The sequence below is a fragment of the Alteromonas sp. ABH4_454 genome, from assembly GCF_056311775.1.
Genome location: NZ_CM149972.1, coordinates 75222 through 97457 on the forward strand (window position 1 = coordinate 75222; position 22236 = coordinate 97457).

Consider the following 22236-nt stretch of genomic DNA (forward strand, 5'->3'; position numbering starts at 1 on the left):
AGTTAAAGAACAAAAAGGCGAGGTGCGTTGAACAAGCTTTTGCTTGTTTCGCCCTCGCCTTTCGCTTATTTAATGCTAGCTATGCATTTGCTTACGCAATGCCTATAAAGCATTATTAATTAACGCTTACTCGTAAGCGCCGCTTGCATAGTGCAATTCATAGCTGTGGCTATAAATTTCAAGGATGTTGCCAAAAGGGTCTTCCATGTAAATCATGCGGTAAGGCTTTTCACCAGGATAGTAATAACGCGGCGCCTTCATTCGCTTTTTACCACCAGCGGCAACAATCTTCTCAGCCAAGCCTTCTACGTCTGGGTCTTGAACACAGAAGTGGAAGATACCGGTTTTCCAGTACTCGAAGTTGTTCTCAGGGTTCTCTTGGTTACTGAACTCAAAGATTTCAACGCCAACACGATCACCTGTTGAAAGGTGCGCAATGCGGAATTTACCCCAACCTGCACCGAATACGTCGGTACACATTTCACCAATGGCCGAATCGTCTTCAACAATTTCCGTTGGCTTCATGATGAGATACCAACCAAGTACTTCGGTATAAAATTTCACGGCAGCTTCTAAGTCAGATACTGAAATACCGATGTGAGAAAACGTACGTGGATACGGTGTTTTTACTGCTTCAGTCATCACTTACTCCTAGGTAGTGCAAGTTATCAAAATGGTTTAAGCGACTAATACATTGCCTATTTCAGTGTTGGGTTAGATAGCGTTTTTGCCTCAACAACCACCCAAAACTTCAATAGGAAAGCTACTCGATAAATAGCGCTTAAGTGAACATGGATACATAGTAGCTAGACAAACCGTAAACTTGAAATTATGATATTTTCTCAATTTCATAAATTTAGGTTATACCAAAATGATTAACCCTATTTGGCTAGACACCTTTATTACTCTAGTAGAAACAGGCAACTTCACTCGCACCGCTGAGCAACGTTTTATGACGCAGCCAGGAGTAAGTCAGCATCTGAAAAAGCTAGAGGAAGTATGTCAGTGCGAATTGGTGGTTCGTTTAGGCAAAGGGATTCAGCTTACAGAGCAGGGTCAGCGGGTGTATCACTACGCTAAAAATCAGCAGGCTAAGGAGCAAGATTTTATTGCCAGCTTGAAATTTGACGCGCCATTTGAAGGAAAATGTGTAGTGGCCTGTTCAGGCGCTATCGCGCAGCGTATTTACCCTGCCCTGTTGGCACTACAAAAGCAGCATAACGCGCTAAATATTCATGTTGAAGTCGCGCCTCGACGCACAATTTTATCAGGCATAGCTAACAATACCCTTGAGCTTGGCATTGTGACTAACCAGCCAGAGAGTGAAGATATACACAGTGAGTACTTAGGCGAAGAAGCACTGGGGCTTATCCTACCGCGTAGCCTGCCTGTTGCACTTGCTACACAGCTTTCTGAATTGCCTGAAAATACACAGAACTTTATGCCTGATTCGGGTACGGGTACGGGTACGGGTACGGGTACAAAAATAACAAGCGTATCTGAAAGAGCAAAGAGTAAAACTGATGACGCTATTATGCTAAAAGCCGTAATCAACCATTTAGGGCTTATAAATCACCCTGACGCCATGCACTACTTACAGCGCTACTTTAACGATTGCGGAGAGCCTGAATTAGCCAAGGTTAATCCAAATAAGCTGCCACACGCCGGCTATATCAATCAACTTTCGCAAATTCTACTGCCGGTAAGCGAAGGGTTAGGTTACACCGTGCTGCCAACCAGCACGCTAGAATTTGTGTCATTTGCCGACAAACTCACCGTCTACGAAGCCAAAAATGAGGTGACAGAGCCATTATACAGTGTTCAAACACCCCACAGCGCACTCCCCGCCCGCTATCAAGCAGTAAAACAAACCATCTCCCAAGTATTGAGATAAATAGTGGGGTGACCCGAGTTTTGGGGTCAGAGTACATTATCAGGCTGGCTTAACGACTAAACGCAGAGCTTTTGAGGGCGGGACCATTAAAATTACTCTGACCCCACAATTCGTAATTAGTCGTGAAGCGAAGGATCGGGCGCTACCATCTCGGCTTCTTTTTTGTGTTCAGGTACACCCACTTTACCCGAGGCAATGACTTCCCCCTCTTGCCAAAGCTTCCATTCACCTCGCTCGTATATATCCCACTGTTCATCGTTAGTTAGCGGTTCGGTAGCGATAATACTTACCACATCCTTTGGCGTGGTTTCAGCTGCAAAATCAATCTCTACTTCAACATCACTTAAGCAAGCCGGGCCAAAAGGTGCTCTACGGGTAATGCTAGCTAACTTTGTGCTACAGAAAGTAAACAGCCAGTCGCCGTTACTCAATAAACAGTTAAATACACCTTGCTGTGCATACTCTTGTGCCAATTCGACAAGCGTTTCAGCTAGCTGCTCTGGCATAGCATCTCGGGGGAGGTTTTGCCTAACATTATTCATAATGTCGCAGAAAAGCTCTTCGCTATCTGTATTCCCTACCGCTTCATAAATACCTGCTCGACGTGAGAAGTTGGGTAACTGCCCGTTGTGTGCAAACACCCAATAGCGCCCCCAAAGCTCACGGGTAAAGGGATGCGTGTTCGCCAAGTTGATGTTACCAACGTTAGCTTGCCGAATATGACAAATGGCGTTTTTACTTTTTATAGGAAGCTTAGAAACAAAGTCGGCGATAGGTGACGTGGCGCAAGGCTCAGGGTCGTGAAACATACGCACGCCTTTCCCCTCGTAAAATGCCACGCCCCAGCCGTCTTTATGCGGCCCGGTTTCACCACCACGGCGCGTTAATCCCGTAAAGCTAAAACACAAATCTGTTGGGGTATTGGCACTCATGCCTAGAAGTTCACACACGTTAATTTACGGCCTCTAACAATATTTGTGTTCAGCATAATAAAGGGCTGGCGCTAGTTCAATTCTTAATTAGGAGCAATCAACATTTCATAATTAAAGAGGTTTTAAAGAGTCCATTAAATAAAATAGTAATGAAAATAACAATAATTACTATTTACATGCATACTTTAGTTGAATATCCTATTGGCGATTTTTTAAGGCTGCTTGCCGCAAATTAAATAAAAGCTAAAGGAGAGCTTACGTTGACGACTGTATTTGCATTTGGTTTAGTCCTCTGCGTGTTAGCGTGTACAGTCTTGTATGCTGGGAACCCAAACCAGCAGTGGTTTAAAACACGCCCTTATTCATTTAAAACAGCCATCATCGGTTGTATTAGTCTCTGTACTGTCGCCACTTTTTGTTTCAGCCAGTCGTTTTCAGTAGCCGCAGCAATTTATACGACTTTCACGCTTAGCATGCTTGGTTTAAGCCTTGTACCTCTTATAACACGGTGGGAGAAGCCTTTAACCGCACCACGGGGTAATAAATCTACGTTATCTCGCGACCAAAGTAGTCAAGCTAATCCGCCACAATGGTGGCTAAAAAGTATTGGAGCACTTGTACTGGGGCTTCCTCTAGGTTTATTTACTAGCGCACTTATCACTTTTGCAGTTTTTGATAACACGCCTTTAGACGTTAAAACACAACACCTTATGTGGTGGATAGTACCTGTCTGGCTCACGCTTATAGCACTTATTTACTTTTCTCACCGTCCACTTCGCATCTTTACCGCTATCGCTCTTTTAACCGCTGCAGAGTACCTAGCAATACAGGTCTTCATTTAAACCATGAAATTAGAAAACTTTAAAAACTACCAAAACATTCATATTTGGACAGGCATTTTATCTGGGCTTTTATTGTTCATCTGCTTTGCAACGAGTGCTTTTACCATGTTTAAAGGGCCACTGAACACCTGGGCTCTACACAGCGAAAATACCATGCCTGCCATCGCTGAAAGCCAGTATGACGACCTAATACAACAAGTACTTACTGAGCACCCAGAAGCAGGTAAAGAAATGACGGTGTATTTGCCTACCGCAATGACAGAACATGCGCCGGTTCAATGGGTAGTGAGAGATGAAGGTACTCATGATGCGGTCTATTGGCATGCTTCATTGGATGAGAACGGACAACTTATCAGTCAGCAAGCATTTCTTTCAGATATCGGTGATTTTCTTGATCATTTACACAGAACCGCAGGGATCCCAGGAGGTGACGATCACGATGCGGTAGGTATCTGGATAATGGGTATCGTTTGTATACTCTACTTTGTCGCCATTGTATCTGGTCTGGTTATATTTCTCCCCACATGGGCAAAAGACTTATTTGCCCTGCGAAAGGCAAAAAAAGCAAAACGTTTTTGGGTAGATTTTCACAATATATTAGGTATTTCAGCCCTTCCTTTTCACATCATCATCGCGGTAACAACTGTGGTATTCGCTTATCACGATATCCTTTATGGCTCTATGCAAAGCCTTGTTTATCAAGATAAGCCTATGTTTAATCGACCCGCTGCAATTGACGTGGTTCGAAACAACGAAAACCTTCTCTCTATAGAAACATTACGCCAGAAAATTACAGAAACTGAGCCTGACTTTAATATGGCTGAACTTCGCTTTTCAGGTCTGGGTACGCCGCGTTCTAGATTGATCATTGGTGGCGAACTTGAAGGTGAGATCATCCGCGGTCCTTATTATGCGTTCTGGGTGACAGACCCATACACTGCCTCAGCTGGGTATACGGCAATGCTGCCTTCAGTTTCAGGCGTAGCGGGTAAAATTGTGAATAGCTTTTTCACGCTGCACTTCGGGGGGTTTGGCGGCAGTGCAATTCACTGGATTTATTTTGCATTGGGATTAAGCGGCTCACTGCTTTTCCTAACGGGCAATATCATTTGGATAGAAGGGAGAAGAAAACGCTCGACAGCTAATGCTCCTGCCACACAGAAACGCTCGGTAAGAATTTTATCGCGCCTAACTGTCGGCGTTTGCACAGGTACCTTGGTTGGGATTGGTTTATCTCTTTTGGCGGCGAAGCTTGTATCGGCAGCACAAGGTAACATTCAACTCTATCAGCACCTTGGCTATTACGGCGGGTTCCTAGCAGCGATAGCATACAGCTTTTGGGTTCCCCCTCTTAAAGCAGCCATTCACAGCCTTTATGCACTTACCGTCATAGCACTTAGCCTTATTGTAGTGACCTGTGTTTATTGGAATGCCAGCGTATCTAGCACCATAAATATCGCGTTTATCGGAGTTGCTATTTCGCTTATTGCTTTGTTTATTTTGACTGCGAATAGTTTGGCTGCAAAGCGCACGCTTGTGCCCCAAGACGGTGTCTGGCAGTAACCTAAATCTAACACTCTGGCGAGTGTTGACCGTTGGCAACCGCCAGAACTTTACCACTTAAGCAATAAAAAGAGCCTCGTTCAAAGCGGCCGTACTACTTTGAGAAATAATAAGGAACTACTTTTATGAGAAACACGTTTCCATCATCGTTATCTGTGATAGCAATGGCAATATCAACGGTCGGCTTTACTGTCAATGCTCAAAATGTACCAGCCCCTGACGGGAGTGTTGAGGAAATTGAGAAAATCGTCGTACTAGGTGAAAAAGCCAATCGTACGCTAAAAGATTCAACATCATCCATATCTATTCTTACCGCAGATGAAATAAACAATACGCAATACAAGTCGGTATCTGATGCACTTTCAGAAATCGCCAACGTGGTAACGCTTTCGGGAGCATTGCCCGACATTCGCGGTGTTTCGGGTAACGGTGGCGCTGGGGGCTTTAATTCAATTGCCGGTGGCGCAAAGGGGCGTGTATCAACCCTAATTGATGGCGTGGCACAGCCTTTTGTTGCCGACTTAAGCGGCGATAGTGGTATGTGGGACTTACAGCAAATAGAGGTTTTCAGGGGCCCTCAATCTACAAGTAATGGACGAAACAGTATTGCCGGCTCTGTCTTCATTAAGACTAATGATCCTTCTTTCGATTGGGAAGGCGCAGCCCGAGTAGGCTATAGAAATAAAGACCAATATATTGATACTGCTGGTGTTATATCAGGCCCTATTATTGAAGATGAACTAGCGTTTCGTTTAAGTGTGCAAACGCTTAACGCAGATACCATTACCAATGGTGAAGGTTTTGAAACTAACCCTCCAGACTACGACATAGATGAAATTGAAACCCGTCGCGTGCGCGCGAAGCTTAAGTGGGAGCCTAGCGACGACCTTTCATTTATGCTTACACACACCTACAACAACGAAGAAGGTGACACGGGGCGTATTTATTATGAGCTTGAAAATTTAGACGAACGAAATCGCGTATTTTTTAGAAATATTGAAACTGAAATATCTACCACCTCGCTCCTTACAGAATATGCAATAAATGATAACTTCTCGTTCGACCTTATATTGGCTTATATGGATTATCAGTGGGGCTTTGACAGTTACGAAGCATCTGATGAAGACGAACAAACTCTAGTATTCGATGAAACCAATACCACGGTAGATGCAAAGCTAAACTTCGCGTTTAGTGGTGGTGAAACCACAGGTTTTATTGGTTTCTATTACTTCGAGCGTGAGCAAGATATTTTAAGTACGGGAGCATTTCCCTACTACGGTGACGACGATAGTGAATCAATCGCACTATATGCCGAAGCCAACTTTACTTTATCGGATAAGCTCACGCTTACCGCGGGTGGGCGCCTAGAAAGAGAAAGCCAAGACAGGCACTTCGTTTATGACCCCATCGACGATGTATACATAGAAGATACTAACATTTTCCTTCCTAAACTCGCGCTAACCTATGATGTAGATGAAAGCACTACATTGGGTATCAGTGCTCGTAAAGGGTATAACGCAGCGGGTGGTGCGCTAAACTTCACAGCTCAAGAGTACTATTACTACGATGAAGAAGAAGTCTACACCTACGAGTTGAGCTCGCGTACATCGTTAAGTAATAGTACATTCATTAGTGCTAACCTTTTCTATAACGACTATTCAGGTTTTCAAGCATTAAGCTCGACCCGCTTCATAACGAATATGCCAGAGGTAACAACTTATGGCTTGGAAGCGGAGCTGCATACAAATCTCACTGACGACCTACAGCTTAATGCGGGTATTGGGTTACTTAACAGTGAAATTACCGATGCAGGTGAGGAATACCCTGATGTGGATGGTAATGAACTGAATTCTGCCCCCTCTTTTAACGCAAATGTAGGGGCAAAATACTGGCTAAACGACACATTTAATGTAGGTGGCTCGGTCCGTTACATTGGTGAATATTTTGGCGACTTTTCAAATACTGAAGAGCGTGTAGCTGGAGACTATACCCTGGTACGTCTAACCGCTGGCTACGAGACCGACAACTGGTCTGTTACTGCGTTTATAGACAACCTTTTCGACGAAACTGCCATTGTGACTCAAGAACCCGTAAGTGCTCGTAACCCGGCGGGCTACGCTGCCATTGCGGACCCGAGAAACGTTGGAGTTTCTGCTACTTATAAATTTTGATTTACTTTAAAGAGTAAACTCCTGCAAGCCACCACCGCCCGCGACGTATTGCGCGCGGTGGTTTAGGCTTTACCGCCTACTGCGCAGTGAAAAGCTAATCGATGACTTCAAGCTCCCTGTGTAGCATCGAAGGGTTATCTACGCTTAAATATAGGGTCGAAATACTTTCATTTAGTAAAGCCATACCAGAATAATATGTTTGGGGTTTATTGAAGGTAAGTTTGACGTTAGCAGCGCCCCTTCCAAAGTGAAAATCCTCTTTGGTTAAATTTCTACTCCACTCGCCAACTTCAATGCTTTCTATATTCGCTTTTGGAATCACAACCATTCCCCACCAAGAGTTATTCACTACAACCTTGTCCTGCCAAACAAAGCAGCTGTAGTTTTTGCTTACCCGGTAGTTCGCAACAAACATGATCACTAGATAGAACACCAAGGTGGCCACCACCATGGCAATCGTTTCACTAAATTGCGATAGCAATACATAAGAGGCATAGGTTGTGATACTCAAAGCAATAAGTACGCTTAGTAAATGCCACCACTTACCAGAAAGTAACTTCAGGTGCACTGCGCTTTTCACATGCTTTTTGCTGAAGCTAGGTATAGCGTAATACCAACTAGCAGGTTCGTGAGCCAACATTAAAGCAAGCTCTAGTTGCTTAGCCTCTTTGCTACCTTTTTCTGGCGCTTCAGCTGTTTCATATTTTTCGAGCATGTGTATTCGTGGGTCGCCGCTTAGTTTACGTGCGCCCCAAAGCGCTTTCACGATAGTTACCAAAAGCACTACTTCAATAATCATTAGTACGGCAATGATGGGGTATTTAAGGTAGCTGATAAACGCAAAATAGTGCGCTAGCTGTTCCGGGTAGTTGTAGCGGGCTATTAAACTACTTAAAGAAAATATTAGCAGTAACTTCCAAAGAGCTTGTTCGCCAATACGGATAACCCAGAAGTAATACAACACCGGCAGCAAAAGGAAATAAACCAACGAAACAAGCGCCGTATTACGCCAGCTTGGCTCTGATATGATATTGCTAAAGTTCAGCGTAATGTCTGGCAAGGTACTCGGTAAGAACCATGTGCCTACATAAAAACACGCCGCAGCAACGATTAAAAAAGCAATTCTGTATTTGACGGGTTTACGCATATTTCATCCCTGATGCGTTAAAAATAAAGGACGCTAAATAGCTAAACAATTGATATACAATACGAAAAAGTGGGGTCAGAGTAAATTAATTTGATGGCGGGGTCGTCTGACTTTGGCGAAATGTACTCTGACCCCAAAACTTATGGGGGTCAGAGTACATTAATTTGGTGGCAGGGTTCGTACAGCTTTGGCGAGATGTACTCTGACCCCTTTACTTTTATACAGCTTTTACTTCGGTGGTTGTTTCAGGCTGTGAAACGTTAGTTTCTAATTGGGGTTCAACGCTACTAAGTTCATTTTGATTTTGGCTATCACGAACGTTCTTTTGAACCGTAATGGCAGCAAATAAGCTCAAGGTAAACGCCATGCCAAAAAAGCCTTTTTCGCTTAACAAGAGTTCTGCGTTCAGCAATCCAATAACTAACAGTACAATGGCTGAACCGGTGGCTACCGCTGAAGCTAAAAAGTATGCTTTGGTCGTAGGTACACCTTCCATTTTATCCCGTACCGTTTTTTGCAAGCTTACCACTGAAAATAATCCAAATAGCATGATTGTGAAGTAATAACCTTTTTCGTTAAGGGCCATAGGTGCATTGTACAAGCCTATAAAATAAGCACCTACGCCTACAATAAGTGCAGCTAGTGACGCGATTCGAAATGCTTTAGTGGGTTTAGTCATGTTTTGCATAGTAAAACTCCTAAATATTCTCTATTTGACCCGTATGGGTAAACGTAACGGCCTTGTTTGTTAAATCGTACTTTTGCATATAGCGAGCAAGGCTTCCGAAAGTGGTGGTTTCTACCTTGCGACCGTGGTCTGACAAAGTTACGCCATCGCTGAACATACTTGCTAAGCCAAGTTTCGCGGGGCTCATATTTACTTTTTGTGGCACAAAATGGGCCTTAGCATTTACCTTTAGCTGCGTAATATCAGTGGTTGAATAAATTGCAGCGTTCAAAACATCAAGGGTGTATTCCGTGCAGTTTTGACGTTCACTATTAAACGGGTTTGCCACTACCGAATATCGAGCATTGTGAAGCAGCTTAGCTTTGTCATCGCGATATAGATTTACCAACGCTTGCTGTACCTCTACTGAAGGAATTATTATTCCTGCCTCTAGCGCATACGCGCCCCAGAAGAAATCTACTGGATAGTCGGTAATCAAATGACTTTTGCCCTGCTCATCTGCGTCTTGATATAAATTGTGTATGGCATAACCCTTCGCCGTATCGCCATTGCTTAGCTCAATACTTGAGTAAATAGCGATTGCGGTATGAGTAAAGCGAATACCTTTTGGCATATCCTCAATAGGCCTGCCACGTCTGGCAACGATAAACGCGCGGGCCCCTTCACCTGCCGCATACTTTTCCACATTCTTTGAAAAAGTAGCGATCGCTTCTGGCGTAAAAGTAGGCTTACCATGCTGCTGACTACCCGCGTATACGTCATGAATACCAGACATCAATAGTACAAGTGCAAACCCGATTGAAGTTATGTAGGTTTTCATGTCTAACCTACCGCTTAGTGTTTGTTGTAGTTGTGATCACTTTGGTTTTAGTAGTAACCACTTGGTTTGGAGCAGGGTCGGCAGTAATAATAGTTTCGGTTATTACCAAAGGTTGGTTGTGCGCTAATGAAGACTGATGGCTAGCCTGATGAAGGTTGCGAGCACTTTCATTCACGGCACTTTCTACCACCGCGCTTCCTGCTACAACCACACTCCCGGTCAATACCACAGGCACTGCCACCACCGCACTTGCTACCGAAGCGGTTGTCGCTAAGCCTTCAGAGGCAGCTAACGCACTGTGCTTACTGGCTTTGCCGCTATGGTCAAAAGAATCATCTGCCATTACAGAATGGGTAAGAAGCGCACCACTTAATAGTGCAGTTAACATCAATGTTGAACGTGTATTTTTCATATCACTTGCTCCTATTGTGTTAAGACAAGATGTGTCTGAACACTTTCTACACTAGAACCAAGAATAAATTTCGTAAACCAAAATGATTAATGTAGTATTAAATTACACCACAAGTATAAAAAAGTAATACCATGAGCCAAATTAGCCTTGTGTACGACACCTTGAAACAATGCTTACGGGAACAGCGACTCACCTATAAGCAGCTTGCAGAAGCACTTGATGTTAGCGAAGCGAGTGTAAAGCGTAACTTTTCGTTGCAGGCATTCAGCCTTGATAAGTTAGAGCAGATTTGTGAGCGCTTAAATCTGTCATTAAGCGATTTATTTAGCCTTTCACAAAAGCAGCAGGAGAAGATTTCGCAGCTGTCTGAACAGCAAGAAATGGAACTGCTCGCTAACCCTAAGCTACTGCTTGCCGCCGTGTGCGTAAGAGACGGTTGGCGCTTTTCAGAACTCATCGAACATTACGATATTGATGAAGTGGAAGGCATTAAGCTAATGACAACCCTTGATAGGCTTAAGCTTATCGAACTGTTGCCGAACAACCATTATAAGCTGCTTATTGCCCAAGACTTTCGCTGGATCCCAGGCGGGCCGCTAGAAAAGTTTATGGAACAAGAAGTCATGGTGAAGTTCATGGACCCAAAGAAAAACGAACCTTGGATGTTCCGCTTTTATTTGCGCGGGCGCTATTCACAAACCTCGGTATCTATCATTCAGCGGCGCTTAGAGCAGCTTAGGCAAGAAGCAGCTAAGCTCAGTAGCGAAGATAATGACTTACCGATAGAAGAGCGCCAGCATGTGGGGTTGCTGATGGCTATGCGGCCTTGGGAACCTTCGCTTTTTGAAAACATGAAGCGAAAATAACCCTGACAAAGCATATTTGGGGGTCAGAGTAAATTAAATAGAAATGTACTCTGACCCCATTATTGGGAGGCGCTTTTTGCCTGCATGGTAACTGGTACTCTATTGGACAGCGTTAGGTAAACGATACTGGCGATAATTAGCCCCACGAACCACGCGTAGGCGTAAAGCGTATCGAAAATGGCAGGTACGCTGTCTACAAACCCAGTCTGCGTGCGCAAAGCCAGGGATATTAGGCAAAATACCAATAACAAGTGCAGCTACGCCCGCCATGTTCCAACCATTGTTCGCGCCATATTCGCCACTGTGCTGAAACAGCGCATCAATATTTAGCATCGATTTTCTCAAGATAAAATAGTCAGCAATGAGAATACCTGCGATTGGGCCCAGTAGCGCTGAATATCCCGTAAGCCACGTAAATAAATAACCACCGGCGGTTTCAAGCAGCTTCCAAGGGAATATAGCAACGCCGATACCCGCGGTGATGTATCCGCCCATTCTAAAGCTAATTTTTGAAGGCGCCATGTTCGAAAACCCATACGCCGGGGCAACCATGTTAGCGGCTAAATTCGTAGTTAAAGTAGCAAGCGCTAATGCCGCGAGCGCAAAGACCACGCCCATGCCGCCCATTCTGCCCGCGAGTGCCACTGGGTCCCAAATAGCTTCACCGTAAATGGTTACCGTTGCCGAGGTAACCGCTACCCCAATAAAGGCAAACAACGCCATGGGTAAGGGTAAGCCGATAGCCTGCCCTAGCATCTGATCTTTCTGTGATTTAGCAAAGCGAGTGAAGTCAGGGATATTTAATGCCATGGTTGCCCAAAAGCCCACCATAGATGTAAGACCTGCGAAAAACGCAGACCAAAACTGTCCTTCTTTAGCGCCCCCTTCGACAAATTGAGATGGCGTAGATAACATAGCGCCAAATCCACCGGCATTGATGTATGCCCAAGCAAGAAGCGCTAAGCCCATTAAGATCAAAAATGGTGCAGCAAAAGTTTCAAGCCAGCGAATAGATTCAGTACCGTGCTTAATGAAAACCAAATGCATTGCCCAAAAAGCAAAGAAGCATAAGGTTTGAGTAATATCTATACCTAAAAATGGCAGCGCCTGCCCTACAAACGCGTCGCCGCTCACGCTATTTAAAATAACGTAAATCGCACTGCCACCCACCCATGTATTGATACCAAACCACCCACACGCTACAAGGCCGCGAGCCAGAGCAGGGATCTTCGCGCCTTTGGTACCAAAAGCACTACGTAGCAATACAGGAAAAGGTAAACCGTATTTAGCCCCCGCGTGACCAATTAGCATCATTGGCACCAGCACAATAATGTTGCCCAACAGCACGGTTATCACTGCCTGATACCAGTTCATGCCTTCAGACACTAGCCCAGCAGATAGCAAATAGGTGGGCACACATACCACCATAGCCACCCATAACGCCGCATAGTCCTTCCACCTCCAGGTTCTTGTTGCCTCACTGGTGGGCGCCAAATCTGGGTTCCATAAATCGCCATCGTAATGGGAAGGTTTTGTCATGGGTTGATTGTTGGTGTTATCCACGATCTATTTCCTTGTTGTTTTAGTGCTGCACGCGCTTGTCTTTTTTATAAATAAAAAACAGGGCCTTACGAAGCGTTACTGTTTACAAAATATCGAATATTTTGCTGATTCCTTGGGTGACATTTTTTGAAAAAATGCCGCATTCTTTTTAACTAGCGAAAACGCGCTATTTAGCGATAAGCCACCGATAAGTCGCTGATGAGAACAGAAGCAAAAATGCTGCCGTTTTGCGCTTACCGATAACGAAACACCTAGATACCGTTTTTTAGAATGTCGGTATCTAGGTTAGCTAAATATCTGGCATTTTCGAGCAAGGCCGTTTTCGAGTAAGATTTAAGTTTTAAGCCAAGTGTCTAAAACGCCTTACTTACCAAACTAGAAACTTCGTCTAATAGTCACGCCATATGTCCTAGGTTTTGCGTAGGAAATTTGACTTGTGCCGTAAAAGCCTGAAACGTCAAAGCCAATGAGTTCGTGATCAGAATCAAACAGATTATCTACGTAAGCAGCTAGGCTCCATTTGTCTAGACCATCAACCCAGGTTAAGCGTGCATCTGCCGTAGCATAGCTATCAATTTCATGAGCGGTAAAATTACGCGCATTGTGAAAAGTTTCAGATTGATAGTTTGCTGATAGCTGTGCAGCCATATTTCCTTCGAACGCATCCCAGTTGTATCTGAGCATAGCAGACGCCTGGTATTCAGGGGTAAATGGCGGAGTAGTATCGGCAAAGTAACCTGACGCCACTTCTAAATCTTCAACCACAGCATCGGTATAAGAGAAATTCACCATCAAATCCAAGCTGTCTGTTGGCGTTAAAAATACTTCAAGCTCCACACCGCTAAACGAGGCTTCTTCATTCGTCACAACACCGGCATTATTTACCCATGAAAAAGACTGGTAATCGTTGTAGTCGTAGTAAAAGACATTAGCATTAAACACGCCGCTTCCCTGCATAAAACTGTGCTTCAAGCCAGCTTCGTAAGAAGTGAGCTCTTCAGGTTCATAAAAACTGAACCCTCCGAATAAGGGCGCATTAAAACTTCCCGCTTTTACGCCACGATTAATTCCCGCATAGTACAAACTATTGCCAATGCTATATTCCAACTGAAGCTTTGCAGACCATAAATTTTGGTCGTTGCTTTGCGAAAGCATTTCTAAAGAAGACGTGCTGGTGTCAATCTCAATAACTCGGTCGTCGGTGTTCTCGTTCTGATAAACATTACCCACAAAGTCTTTGTCTTCACGGGTATAGCGTAAGCCACCAACCAGAACAAGGTCGTCAGTCAAGCTGTAGTCGACTTGCCCAAATACAGAGTATGATTCGGTTTCAAGGGCCACCAAAGTATTGTTTTCTTCTCCGCCTAAAAAGAAGGTGGTGGGCGAGCCCGCCAAGCCTTGACTGTAATCTGTGTCGATAGAAAGGTAATAAAGCCCCCCAACCCACTTTAAGTCGGCAGTGTCACCTGAAAAGCGAAACTCTTGGCTAAACTGTTCGATGGTGCTATTTGACTGAAAGATAAGTTCAGGAGACGCCGTTTGGTCAGAATCTAGACCAACCGTACGCTTGAATTCTTTATAATCTGACATGGCAAAGAAATCGAACTCTTCGAAAGCATAGTCTAGTGTTGCCGCTAAGCCTTTTGACTTGATTTTGTTTTGATCGTCAAAGGCGAAGTCTTTATTTACCTTATTGCCCGAACCGTCAGGGTCAAAGTTGCCGTTGAAGTCACCACCTTGCACTGGACGGAATGGGTCGCCATTAAAATTACCATCTACACACACACCCGCTTGGATAGTGTCACAGCCTAGAGGATCGTCGGCTGCAAAAATTACATCTATCACATTGCCCGCGGCATCTTTCACTTCTGTGGTATTCACCACCTGATACGGGCCTTCACTTTTGGTGGTATCAGACCAGTTACCGCTCAGAAGTAAGGAGCCTTCCTCGCCAATATCAAACATCAGTTGAGCACGAAACGCTTTGGTATCATCGTTGTACCCATCTTCACCGCCTCCCACAGAACCTAAACGGGTATCAGGTGCAGCGCCGTCTTCATAAATATTCTCCAGGATCTCACCTTGCTGATTGGTAAACCCAGAAAAGCGGCCATAAATGCCGTCTGCTAGTTCGCCTGATATGGCCCCTTCAAAGCGGTATTGCTCGAATCGTGCGGCAGTAAACTCAGCATAACCCTCTGTATCAACAGTAGGCTTGGCAGTAACCGTATTAACCAGTCCGCCTGTGGCATTTCTTCCGAATAATGTTCCCTGCGGGCCTTTCAAAATTTCTATACGGGCTACATCAAATAAGCCAAAGGTTTGCGCTTGGGTGCTTGCTAAATATCCGCCGTCCACGTAGACCGCCACCGGCGCTTCAGCCAAATCAGCATAGTCATTTTGCACCACGCCTCGAATATTAAAAATAGCGCGCTGCCCACCAATATCCCCGGCTAACGACACGCCTGGGGTAAACGCAATAAGCTCGGTACTGCTTTCAAGACCAAGCGCCTCTAAGCTGCTCCCCCGAAAAAGCGGTAATAGCGATACCCACATCGCTTATATTCTCGTTGCGCTTTTGCGCGGTAACTTCAATACTTTCCCAAACATTCTCTGCAGCAAAGGCCGCTGGCGTACTTAACGCCATCCCAACGGTTAACGCCAGCAGACGCTTGTGTGTGTTTAACGTATGCATGTTTTACTCTCGTTTATAGTTCTTTTTAACAAGCCTTGCGGCGGTGTTGTCCCGATATTTTTATAAGAGTAACTGTCGACGTGAACTGCTTATCGATTGCCACTGGGGTACAAACCTAAAGCAGGACTGGAGAGGAACTGCCAAAGGTTTGCGGGTTTAAATTGTTATAATTAATGGCATAGCTTTTACTACCCACCGCCAGTGAACATTTGCCGTTTTTAGCTAAAGGCATTAATGCACCGGCAGCATGTAGTTTTTATTAACTTGTTAGTTAACTAGGAAATGAAAAGCTGACTCCTTCTCTAACACCACTTGAGGGCCAACGTTGGGTAATAGTTTTGCGTTTAGTATAAAAACGCACGCCGTCAGGTCCGTATGCATGAAGGTCGCCAAAGAGTGAGCGCTTCCAACCACCAAAGCTGTGATAAGAAACAGGTACAGGCAGCGGTACGTTTATGCCTACCATGCCCACCTGAATATTGTCGGAGAAATAACGGGCAGCTTCACCATCGCGGGTGAAAATGCAGGTGCCGTTGCCGTATTCATGCTCGTCAATAAGCTGCATGGCTTGCTCCATACTTTCAACGCGCATTACCTGTAATACCGGGCCAAAAATTTCGGCCTTATAACTTGTCATTTCAGCCGTGACTTTATCGATGAGTGTGGCACCTAAGAAAAAGCCAGTTTCATATCCCTCGACTGTGGGGCTTCGCCCGTCAACGACTACGTTAGCGCCTTGCTCAGTTGCACTTGTTATAAAGCCTTCTACTTTCTCTTTATGCTGCTGTGTAATAAGCGGGCCAAAATCATTAGATGCATCGTCAAATGCCCCCACTTTTAAGTCTTTCATCGCCAACTGCATTTTATCTACAATCTCATCGGCTATCTTGTCGCCCACGGCAACCACCACAGAGAGCGCCATACAGCGCTCGCCCGATGAACCAAAGGCTGCGCCTAACAGTTGATTAACCGCGTTATCAACGTCGGCGTCAGGCATAACAATGGCGTGGTTTTTAGCCCCGCCTAGTGCTTGGCAGCGCTTGCCACTAGCATTGGCTTTTGAATAGATGTATTCAGCAATAGGCGTTGAGCCTACAAAACTTACTGCTTTAATGCGCTCGTCATCGAGTACCTGATCAACCGCTTCTTTATCACCATTGATTACATTGAAAACACCGTCGGGTAACCCTGCTTCTTTAAGTAGCTTCGCTAGGAAAATAGCGCAGCTTGGGTCTCGTTCTGATGGTTTTAAAACAAAAGTGTTGCCACATACTATGGCGAGCGGAAACATCCAAAGCGGCACCATAGCCGGAAAGTTAAATGGAGTTATTCCTGCAACCACACCAAGGGGCTGAAACTCGCTCCATGAATCTATACTTGGCCCCACATTTTTACTGTGTTCACCTTTAAGCAACTGCGGCGCGCCACAGGCAAATTCTACGTTCTCGATACCTCGCTGCAGTTCGCCCGCCGCGTCGTGGCTTATTTTTCCGTGCTCGGCGCCAATTAGCGCGATAATTTCATCCGCGTGCTCTTCAAGTAAGCTTTTGAACTTAAACATAACGCGAGCCCGCTTGCTTACCGGCGTGTTTCGCCATTGTGGAAAAGCTTGCTGTGCGTTAACAATGGCTTCGTTTACGGTAGCCTTTGATGCCAGCAAAACCAGCTTCTCTGCCTCCCCCGTTGCCGGGTTATAAACATCTTGCATACGCCCTTTTGGGGTACAGGTTTCACCGTTTATAAAATGGCCTACTACTTTCATTGGGTATCTAATCCTTCAGTTATGCGTCTTTACACGCGCTGTGATATCCGCGCTGGTAATATAAAAGTGCGTCGGCGTCTTGGTCTTGTTTGATGTCTACTACTTGGCAAAAAAGCACATCGTGTGTAGCAACACTTTTTACATCTGTGATCACGCAATCAAAACTGACTGCGGCATCGAGTAGTTGAGGGCAGCCAGTTGCTGACTCGCCCCAATCACCAATTTCAAAGCGTTCATTCATAGGCGCTTTACCACCGAAGGTGTTTGAAATTGACTGATGCTGCGAGGTTAGCGTGTTAATAACCAGATGCGTGCTGTTCTTAAATACCTTATGCACAGAAGCGCTGCGGTTTAAACACACCAGCAAAGTTGCTGGGCTGTCGCTTACGCTGCACACTGCCGTTGCTGTAAAGCCAGCGCGCCCTTCTGGGCCAGTTGTTGTAACGACGTTTACCGCTGCCGCTAAGCTAGACATGCCTTCACGGTATTGCTCAGGCGTAACCGGGGGAAGCACTTCTGTTACTGCGTTTTTTATTGCTGTAATAGTCATACAAATATCCTTTGTGTTGGCGTTACAATATTTGACAAGCTTGCTCGAAACTTAAGCGAGGCAAACGTTTGTGCACTTTCTTTCCATCGCCATAACCAATGTTAAGTAAGAAGTTCACCTTCCACGTGCTATCGGAAAAGAATGTGTCGTTAAGTAATTTGGGGTTAAAGCCAGACATGGCACCGGCATCAAGACCGAGTGCACGCGCGGCGCTAATTAAATAAGCGCCCTGCATGGAACTGTTTCGCATCGCGGTTTCATAAGCGGCTTCAGGGCTTGAAGTAAACCAGCTCTTAGCATCCGCATAAGGAAATAGCGTAGGTAACTCTTCATAGAACTCTTCATCGTAAGCCACGATAACCGTACAAGGTGCGGTCATAGTTTGCTCTACGTTACCGCTTGAAAGACAAGGCTTAAGTTTTTCTCGCCCTTCATCTGAGGTAATAAAAACAAATCTCGCCGGGCTGCAATTTGCTGATGTCGAGCCTACTTTCACTAAGTCATAAAGCTGCTTTACGACTGCCTCATCTATCTTTTTATCCAGCCATGTAGTGTGGGTGTGTGCACAGCTAAATAACTGAGCTAGACCACTTTCGGTTATAGGGCCTTTCGTTTCATATTCAGTTTTTTCTAATACCGTCATTTCTATGTCTTTCCAGTTTTCAAATTGCTAGACAGCGTCTTAGCCGCCTAGGTATTGTCTTGAGCGCATTGTTCTGAGGCACTTACGTGTGAACAATTAAGCTATGCGCTGTAAGTATCCCAACACCAATTTATTAAATGCCTCAGGCACCGTAATGTTCGATGCATGACCGCCATATTCCATTACCGATAACTCTGCGTTAGGCATGGCATCAGCTAGTATTTTTGAGCGCTGCCATGGAACCAAGGTGTCGTCTTTATTTGCCAGTGCTAATGTTGGTGTAGTGATATTTGCTAGCTTGTCATCGATATCGAATGCGCTTAGCGCGCCGATACGCGCTAGCAAGTTATCTACATCAGGAAAATGGTTGAGTAAATGTGCCTCTTCATCGTCTAAGTGCTGTGCATTCGCGGCTATCCAGTCAGGTGGAAATAGCAGCAGCGCTTGCAGTTGTAGGTACATATCTTTTCTATCCGCAGCGAGTAAGGCTTTGCGTATATCAAAGCAGCGCAGGGTGTGCGGATTGGGGCTACTCCATGCATTTACTAGCACTAGGCTTTGCAGTAGGTTGGGCTGAGTAAACCCTAGTTCTAAGCCCACCAGCCCACCAAGCGCATGACCAACAAAATGGCACTGCTGCACTTCCAGTTTTTTCAGCAGTGCGGCGAGTTCATTTGCCATATCAGAAATACTGTAGTTCGCTGGCAAGTTACCTACACTTTTGTTGGTTCCAAGTTGGTCGTAAGTGATCACTCGGTAGTATTGGGTAAAGTCAGCCAGTTGGGGCTGCCAAAACTTAGCAGCCCCGCCTAACCCTGAACTGAATACAACCGTTGGCGCGTCTGGCGACGTCAGACCATGTATTTCGTAATGTGTCTTGCCGTGCATTTCGCCGCTCATGTGGGCGTAGCTTGCCCGCTTATCAGAAGGCATAAAGCTCACCTATATAAAACCAATGAGCACAATTAATGGGAAGTCCAAACATAACCGCTTACCCAATGTGTGCTGTAGAGGCAATTTCAATTAAGGCTTCAGGCTTTACCAGCCCAACTTTAATGCAGTAGCGAGCAGGCTTTTCGCCTGGGAAGTATTCGGCGTAAACCTTGTTTACCGCGGCGTAGTCGTCCCAATCGGTAATAAAAATTGAGTTAAAGGTGACGTCATCCATAGTGCCACCCGCCTCTTCAATAACGCTTTTTATGGTTTCTAACACATGGCGAGTCTGCGCTTCAGCGTCACCTACATGCACCACATCATTATTTTCATCAAACGGCAAAGTGCCTGACACATAGAGAATATTGTCAGCCATGGAGCCCGGAACAAAAGGGGCTATTGGCGTTGAAGTACCCGCTGGAATAATGGCGTTCTTCGGCATAATTACATTCCTCATTCTCTGCGCTATTTACACAGTGCTTTTAGTACTGCTTTAGCTAATTTTTTATAAAGGCAGCGCTACTTGTTGCCCTTTATTTTTACTATTATCGGTTTCTCGCTTTTAAGCTTTCTTTCCCACTTTTTAATCGCTGCTATGGGTTTAAGCTAAATGGGCTTTCGCTTTACGTGCTGCGAGTTCACGACTTGGTTTTTAAAATTAAGAAGGTTTAAACACCTCACAAAATTGCGCCGTGGTAGACACCCAACCGAAAAACGTTTGAATATTAAAAAGAGACGCTTCATGAATCTCTGGCGGGCCAGCTTGATAGGCTGCGTCAGCAAGCACCACACCAAAATATTCCAGATGGAAGCCATCGCGCAGCGTCGACTCTACACATACGTTAGTGGCAATGCCGGTAAACACTAAATTGCGAATACCACGAGCCCGCAGCATGCTGTCTAAATTGGTGTTATAAAAACCGCTATAACGGGTTTTAGGGATAACGATATCGCCAGCTTGAGGTTTTAGTGCATCTACAAGTGCATAGTCCCAAGTACCTTTGGCAAGCAAACTCCCCTTCAATTCTGGCTGTCTGCGCATAGTTTTAAGGGCGTTAGACTTATACCAGTTAGGTGAGCCAGGGCCTCCCGCTTCTTTATAATCCGAGTCCCACCCATTTTGTAAGAACACCACCGGCATGCCTGCGGCACGAGCGGTATCAAGCACCTTAACGGTATTTTCAATAACCGGCGCAGTAGTAGAGACGTCAAACCCCGCTTTGTCTAAATAACCGTTTTTACTGGCATAAGCGTTCTGCAAATCCACAACTATCACGACGGTTTCAGATGGGTTTAGGGTTAAGGGCTCAGGTTTGGCAGGCAGCACTGGCTGCCCTGTTTGACGTGCTTGAAAGCACCCTGACACTTCAAATATTTCACCGGCAGACATTAGGCTGCTCCCGATGTTTCAAGTAAATGCTGACGGGACTTCATTAACGGCTGAATTTTAGTGCCGAAATCATCCATACCTTTAAGGAAATCATCAAAGGTTAGCAATACACCTTCACAGCCTGGAACCGTCGCGATTTCATCTAGCATAGAAGCGACTGATTCATAAGAGCCAACAAGGGTACCCATATTCAGGTTTACCGCTGAGGTTGGATTGGTCATGTCGCGAATGTTGGTGTCTTTGCCTGACTTTTTGTCTGCCGCGCCTTGCGTTGCCATCCAATCTAACGCTGACTGATCTTTACCGTCTTTATAGCTTTCCCATTTAGCCATAGCTGCTTCGTCGGTTTCATCAGCAATGATCATGATAAGTACCGCGGAGCCAACGCTGCGACCGTGCTTTTCCGCCGCTTCGGTCAAGCGCGCAGCGGTAGGCGCAAATGCGGTAGGTGTATTTACACCTTTACCAAAACAGAAGTTATAGTCGGCGTGACGGGCCGAGAAATCCATACCCGCGGCACTTTGCCCTGCACAAATAAGCGGTATTTTACGCTGTGGTTTGGGCAGCATACGGCAGTCATCCATTTGGAAATGCTCGCCTTTAAAATCACTTTTCCCTGTTTCCCAAAGCTCTTTCACAACTTTGATGTATTCATCTAAATATTCGTAGCGGTTACCGAAAAACTCATCGCCCGGCCACATGCCCATTTGAGAATATTCAGGGCGTTGCCAGCCAGTAACCAAGTTGACCCCAAAACGACCGTTGGAAATAGAATCGATAGTAGTCGCCATGCGTGCCATGATCGCTGGTGGCAAGACCAACGTTGCAGTTGTGGCATACAGTTGTATTTTTGAAGTAACAGCGGCAAGACCAGCCATCAAGGTAAACGACTCTAAGTTGTAGTCCCAAAACTCTGTTTCACCGCCAAAACCGCGCAACTTGATCATAGAGAGCGCGAAGTCCATATCGTACTTTTCTGCCTTCATTACAATCTCTTTGTTGAGATCGAACGATGGTTTGAACTGAGGCGAATTTTTAGAAATTAACCAGCCGTTGTTACCAATCGGAATAAATACACCTATATCCATGTTGTTCCCTCTGCTTGTCTGCGTTTTAAGCGGTTTACCCCGCTTTTTTTAAGGTTGCCGAATTCAAAACATTGAAGTGGCGGTATACATAGTGAACAGCACAAAGCAGGCCAATTTATTAAACACTTAAATTTCAACAACTTAAATATCTTTAACTTTGAAATTAGACCTATTGGTTCAATTTGGAACATCCAGTCCAGTGCAACTGAACTTAATTGGTGCATATTTGTGCAAATGGGTTTATAGGTTAGAAAACTGCGCGTAAACTATGCGCCAG

General features: G+C 45.1%; 21 protein-coding genes. 5 read left to right on the top strand and 16 right to left on the bottom strand.

What is annotated here, in order from left to right; genetic code table 11:
- Nucleotides 1-126 precede the first annotated feature (126 nt).
- On the bottom strand, nt 127-642 hold the full coding sequence (locus tag ACYX4W_RS00335) for a lactoylglutathione lyase family protein (RefSeq protein ID WP_476074347.1): 516 nt from the start codon (nt 640-642) through the stop codon (nt 127-129).
- A gap of 229 nt (nt 643-871) precedes the next feature.
- On the opposite strand from ACYX4W_RS00335, the gene ACYX4W_RS00340 reads away from it, so the two are divergent.
- Nucleotides 872-1894, top strand: coding sequence for a LysR family transcriptional regulator (locus ACYX4W_RS00340; RefSeq protein WP_476074348.1), 1023 nt, complete (start codon nt 872-874; stop codon nt 1892-1894).
- 116 nt (nt 1895-2010) lie between these two features.
- Here the strand turns inward: ACYX4W_RS00340 and ACYX4W_RS00345 are convergent, their stop codons facing one another.
- Complete coding sequence (locus tag ACYX4W_RS00345; protein ID WP_476074349.1) at nt 2011-2844, bottom strand: class II glutamine amidotransferase; 834 nt, start codon at nt 2842-2844, stop codon at nt 2011-2013.
- A gap of 242 nt (nt 2845-3086) precedes the next feature.
- Between ACYX4W_RS00345 and ACYX4W_RS00350 the strand changes: the two genes are divergently transcribed.
- The 3 genes from ACYX4W_RS00350 (at nt 3087) to ACYX4W_RS00360 (ending at nt 7402) form a co-directional block, all read left to right on the top strand.
- Nucleotides 3087-3668: a hypothetical protein gene (locus ACYX4W_RS00350; protein WP_476074350.1), complete on the top strand. Its 582-nt coding sequence runs from the start codon at nt 3087-3089 to the stop codon at nt 3666-3668.
- A gap of 3 nt (nt 3669-3671) precedes the next feature.
- A complete protein-coding gene (locus ACYX4W_RS00355) occupies nt 3672-5231 on the top strand; it encodes a PepSY-associated TM helix domain-containing protein (RefSeq protein ID WP_476074351.1) in 1560 nt (519 codons plus the stop codon).
- A 125-nt stretch (nt 5232-5356) separates the two neighbouring features.
- A complete protein-coding gene (locus ACYX4W_RS00360; protein WP_476074352.1) occupies nt 5357-7402 on the top strand; it encodes a TonB-dependent receptor in 2046 nt (681 codons plus the stop codon).
- A gap of 94 nt (nt 7403-7496) precedes the next feature.
- Here ACYX4W_RS00360 and ACYX4W_RS00365 read toward each other — a convergent pair whose 3' ends face one another.
- The 4 genes from ACYX4W_RS00365 to ACYX4W_RS00380 form a co-directional block, all read right to left on the bottom strand.
- On the bottom strand, nt 7497-8549 hold the full coding sequence (locus tag ACYX4W_RS00365; protein WP_476074353.1) for a hypothetical protein: 1053 nt from the start codon (nt 8547-8549) through the stop codon (nt 7497-7499).
- A gap of 217 nt (nt 8550-8766) precedes the next feature.
- Nucleotides 8767-9237 (bottom strand): inner membrane protein YiaA, encoded by a 471-nt coding sequence (gene yiaA / locus ACYX4W_RS00370; RefSeq protein ID WP_474857435.1) that lies wholly within the window; start codon nt 9235-9237, stop codon nt 8767-8769.
- Nucleotides 9238-9247: 10 nt separating this feature from the next.
- Complete coding sequence (locus ACYX4W_RS00375) at nt 9248-10057, bottom strand: DUF2145 domain-containing protein (protein ID WP_476074354.1); 810 nt, start codon at nt 10055-10057, stop codon at nt 9248-9250.
- A 7-nt stretch (nt 10058-10064) separates the two neighbouring features.
- Complete coding sequence (locus ACYX4W_RS00380; protein ID WP_476074355.1) at nt 10065-10469, bottom strand: hypothetical protein; 405 nt, start codon at nt 10467-10469, stop codon at nt 10065-10067.
- A 131-nt stretch (nt 10470-10600) separates the two neighbouring features.
- On the opposite strand from ACYX4W_RS00380, the gene ACYX4W_RS00385 reads away from it, so the two are divergent.
- Nucleotides 10601-11335, top strand: a complete 735-nt coding sequence (locus tag ACYX4W_RS00385; protein WP_476074356.1) for a helix-turn-helix domain-containing protein — start codon at nt 10601-10603, stop codon at nt 11333-11335.
- A 99-nt stretch (nt 11336-11434) separates the two neighbouring features.
- On the opposite strand, the gene ACYX4W_RS00390 is transcribed toward ACYX4W_RS00385, so the two are convergent.
- The 10 genes from ACYX4W_RS00390 to rutA form a co-directional block, all read right to left on the bottom strand.
- On the bottom strand, nt 11435-12898 hold the full coding sequence (locus tag ACYX4W_RS00390) for an NCS1 family nucleobase:cation symporter-1 (RefSeq protein WP_476074357.1): 1464 nt from the start codon (nt 12896-12898) through the stop codon (nt 11435-11437).
- A gap of 375 nt (nt 12899-13273) precedes the next feature.
- On the bottom strand, nt 13274-15454 hold the full coding sequence (locus ACYX4W_RS00395; protein ID WP_476074358.1) for a TonB-dependent receptor: 2181 nt from the start codon (nt 15452-15454) through the stop codon (nt 13274-13276).
- On the bottom strand, nt 15396-15593 hold the full coding sequence (locus tag ACYX4W_RS00400; protein ID WP_476074359.1) for a hypothetical protein: 198 nt from the start codon (nt 15591-15593) through the stop codon (nt 15396-15398). Before ACYX4W_RS00400 ends, ACYX4W_RS00395 begins: the two co-directional genes overlap by 59 nt.
- Before the next feature lie 271 nt (nt 15594-15864).
- On the bottom strand, nt 15865-17355 hold the full coding sequence (locus ACYX4W_RS00405) for a CoA-acylating methylmalonate-semialdehyde dehydrogenase (protein WP_476074360.1): 1491 nt from the start codon (nt 17353-17355) through the stop codon (nt 15865-15867).
- 19 nt (nt 17356-17374) lie between these two features.
- Entirely contained in the window at nt 17375-17905 is a 531-nt protein-coding gene (locus ACYX4W_RS00410) for a flavin reductase (RefSeq protein WP_476074361.1), read from the bottom strand.
- 22 nt (nt 17906-17927) lie between these two features.
- Nucleotides 17928-18548 (bottom strand): malonic semialdehyde reductase, encoded by a 621-nt coding sequence (locus tag ACYX4W_RS00415; RefSeq protein WP_476074362.1) that lies wholly within the window; start codon nt 18546-18548, stop codon nt 17928-17930.
- Nucleotides 18549-18644: 96 nt separating this feature from the next.
- Nucleotides 18645-19481 carry a pyrimidine utilization protein D gene (gene rutD / locus ACYX4W_RS00420; RefSeq protein WP_476074363.1) on the bottom strand — a complete coding sequence of 279 codons (837 nt, stop codon included), beginning with the start codon at nt 19479-19481 and terminating at the stop codon, nt 18645-18647.
- Between the two features lie 58 nt (nt 19482-19539).
- On the bottom strand, nt 19540-19923 hold the full coding sequence (rutC, locus tag ACYX4W_RS00425; protein WP_476074364.1) for a pyrimidine utilization protein C: 384 nt from the start codon (nt 19921-19923) through the stop codon (nt 19540-19542).
- 216 nt (nt 19924-20139) lie between these two features.
- Nucleotides 20140-20871: a pyrimidine utilization protein B gene (gene rutB / locus ACYX4W_RS00430; protein WP_476074365.1), complete on the bottom strand. Its 732-nt coding sequence runs from the start codon at nt 20869-20871 to the stop codon at nt 20140-20142.
- Entirely contained in the window at nt 20871-21959 is a 1089-nt protein-coding gene (gene rutA / locus ACYX4W_RS00435) for a pyrimidine utilization protein A (protein ID WP_476074366.1), read from the bottom strand. The genes rutB and rutA overlap by 1 nt, the downstream gene beginning before the upstream one ends.
- Nucleotides 21960-22236 lie beyond the last annotated feature (277 nt).

Bases quoted from the DNA above. Each gene is read 5' to 3' on its own strand.
- ACYX4W_RS00405 (WP_476074360.1), bottom strand. From the start codon at position 17,355: ATGAAAGTAGTAGGCCATTTTATAAACGGTGAAACCTGTACCCCAAAA.
- ACYX4W_RS00335 (WP_476074347.1), bottom strand. From the start codon at position 642: ATGACTGAAGCAGTAAAAACACCGTATCCACGTACGTTTTCTCACATC.
- ACYX4W_RS00415 (WP_476074362.1), bottom strand. From the start codon at position 18,548: ATGACGGTATTAGAAAAAACTGAATATGAAACGAAAGGCCCTATAACC.
- ACYX4W_RS00375 (WP_476074354.1), bottom strand. From the start codon at position 10,057: ATGAAAACCTACATAACTTCAATCGGGTTTGCACTTGTACTATTGATG.
- ACYX4W_RS00380 (WP_476074355.1), bottom strand. From the start codon at position 10,469: ATGAAAAATACACGTTCAACATTGATGTTAACTGCACTATTAAGTGGT.
- ACYX4W_RS00355 (WP_476074351.1), top strand. From the start codon at position 3,672: ATGAAATTAGAAAACTTTAAAAACTACCAAAACATTCATATTTGGACA.
- ACYX4W_RS00410 (WP_476074361.1), bottom strand. From the start codon at position 17,905: ATGACTATTACAGCAATAAAAAACGCAGTAACAGAAGTGCTTCCCCCG.
- ACYX4W_RS00340 (WP_476074348.1), top strand. From the start codon at position 872: ATGATTAACCCTATTTGGCTAGACACCTTTATTACTCTAGTAGAAACA.
- ACYX4W_RS00400 (WP_476074359.1), bottom strand. From the start codon at position 15,593: ATGCATACGTTAAACACACACAAGCGTCTGCTGGCGTTAACCGTTGGG.
- rutB (WP_476074365.1), bottom strand. From the start codon at position 20,871: ATGTCTGCCGGTGAAATATTTGAAGTGTCAGGGTGCTTTCAAGCACGT.
- rutA (WP_476074366.1), bottom strand. From the start codon at position 21,959: ATGGATATAGGTGTATTTATTCCGATTGGTAACAACGGCTGGTTAATT.
- ACYX4W_RS00385 (WP_476074356.1), top strand. From the start codon at position 10,601: ATGAGCCAAATTAGCCTTGTGTACGACACCTTGAAACAATGCTTACGG.
- ACYX4W_RS00395 (WP_476074358.1), bottom strand. From the start codon at position 15,454: ATGTGGGTATCGCTATTACCGCTTTTTCGGGGGAGCAGCTTAGAGGCG.
- rutC (WP_476074364.1), bottom strand. From the start codon at position 19,923: ATGCCGAAGAACGCCATTATTCCAGCGGGTACTTCAACGCCAATAGCC.
- ACYX4W_RS00360 (WP_476074352.1), top strand. From the start codon at position 5,357: ATGAGAAACACGTTTCCATCATCGTTATCTGTGATAGCAATGGCAATA.
- rutD (WP_476074363.1), bottom strand. From the start codon at position 19,481: ATGCCTTCTGATAAGCGGGCAAGCTACGCCCACATGAGCGGCGAAATG.
- yiaA (WP_474857435.1), bottom strand. From the start codon at position 9,237: ATGCAAAACATGACTAAACCCACTAAAGCATTTCGAATCGCGTCACTA.
- ACYX4W_RS00365 (WP_476074353.1), bottom strand. From the start codon at position 8,549: ATGCGTAAACCCGTCAAATACAGAATTGCTTTTTTAATCGTTGCTGCG.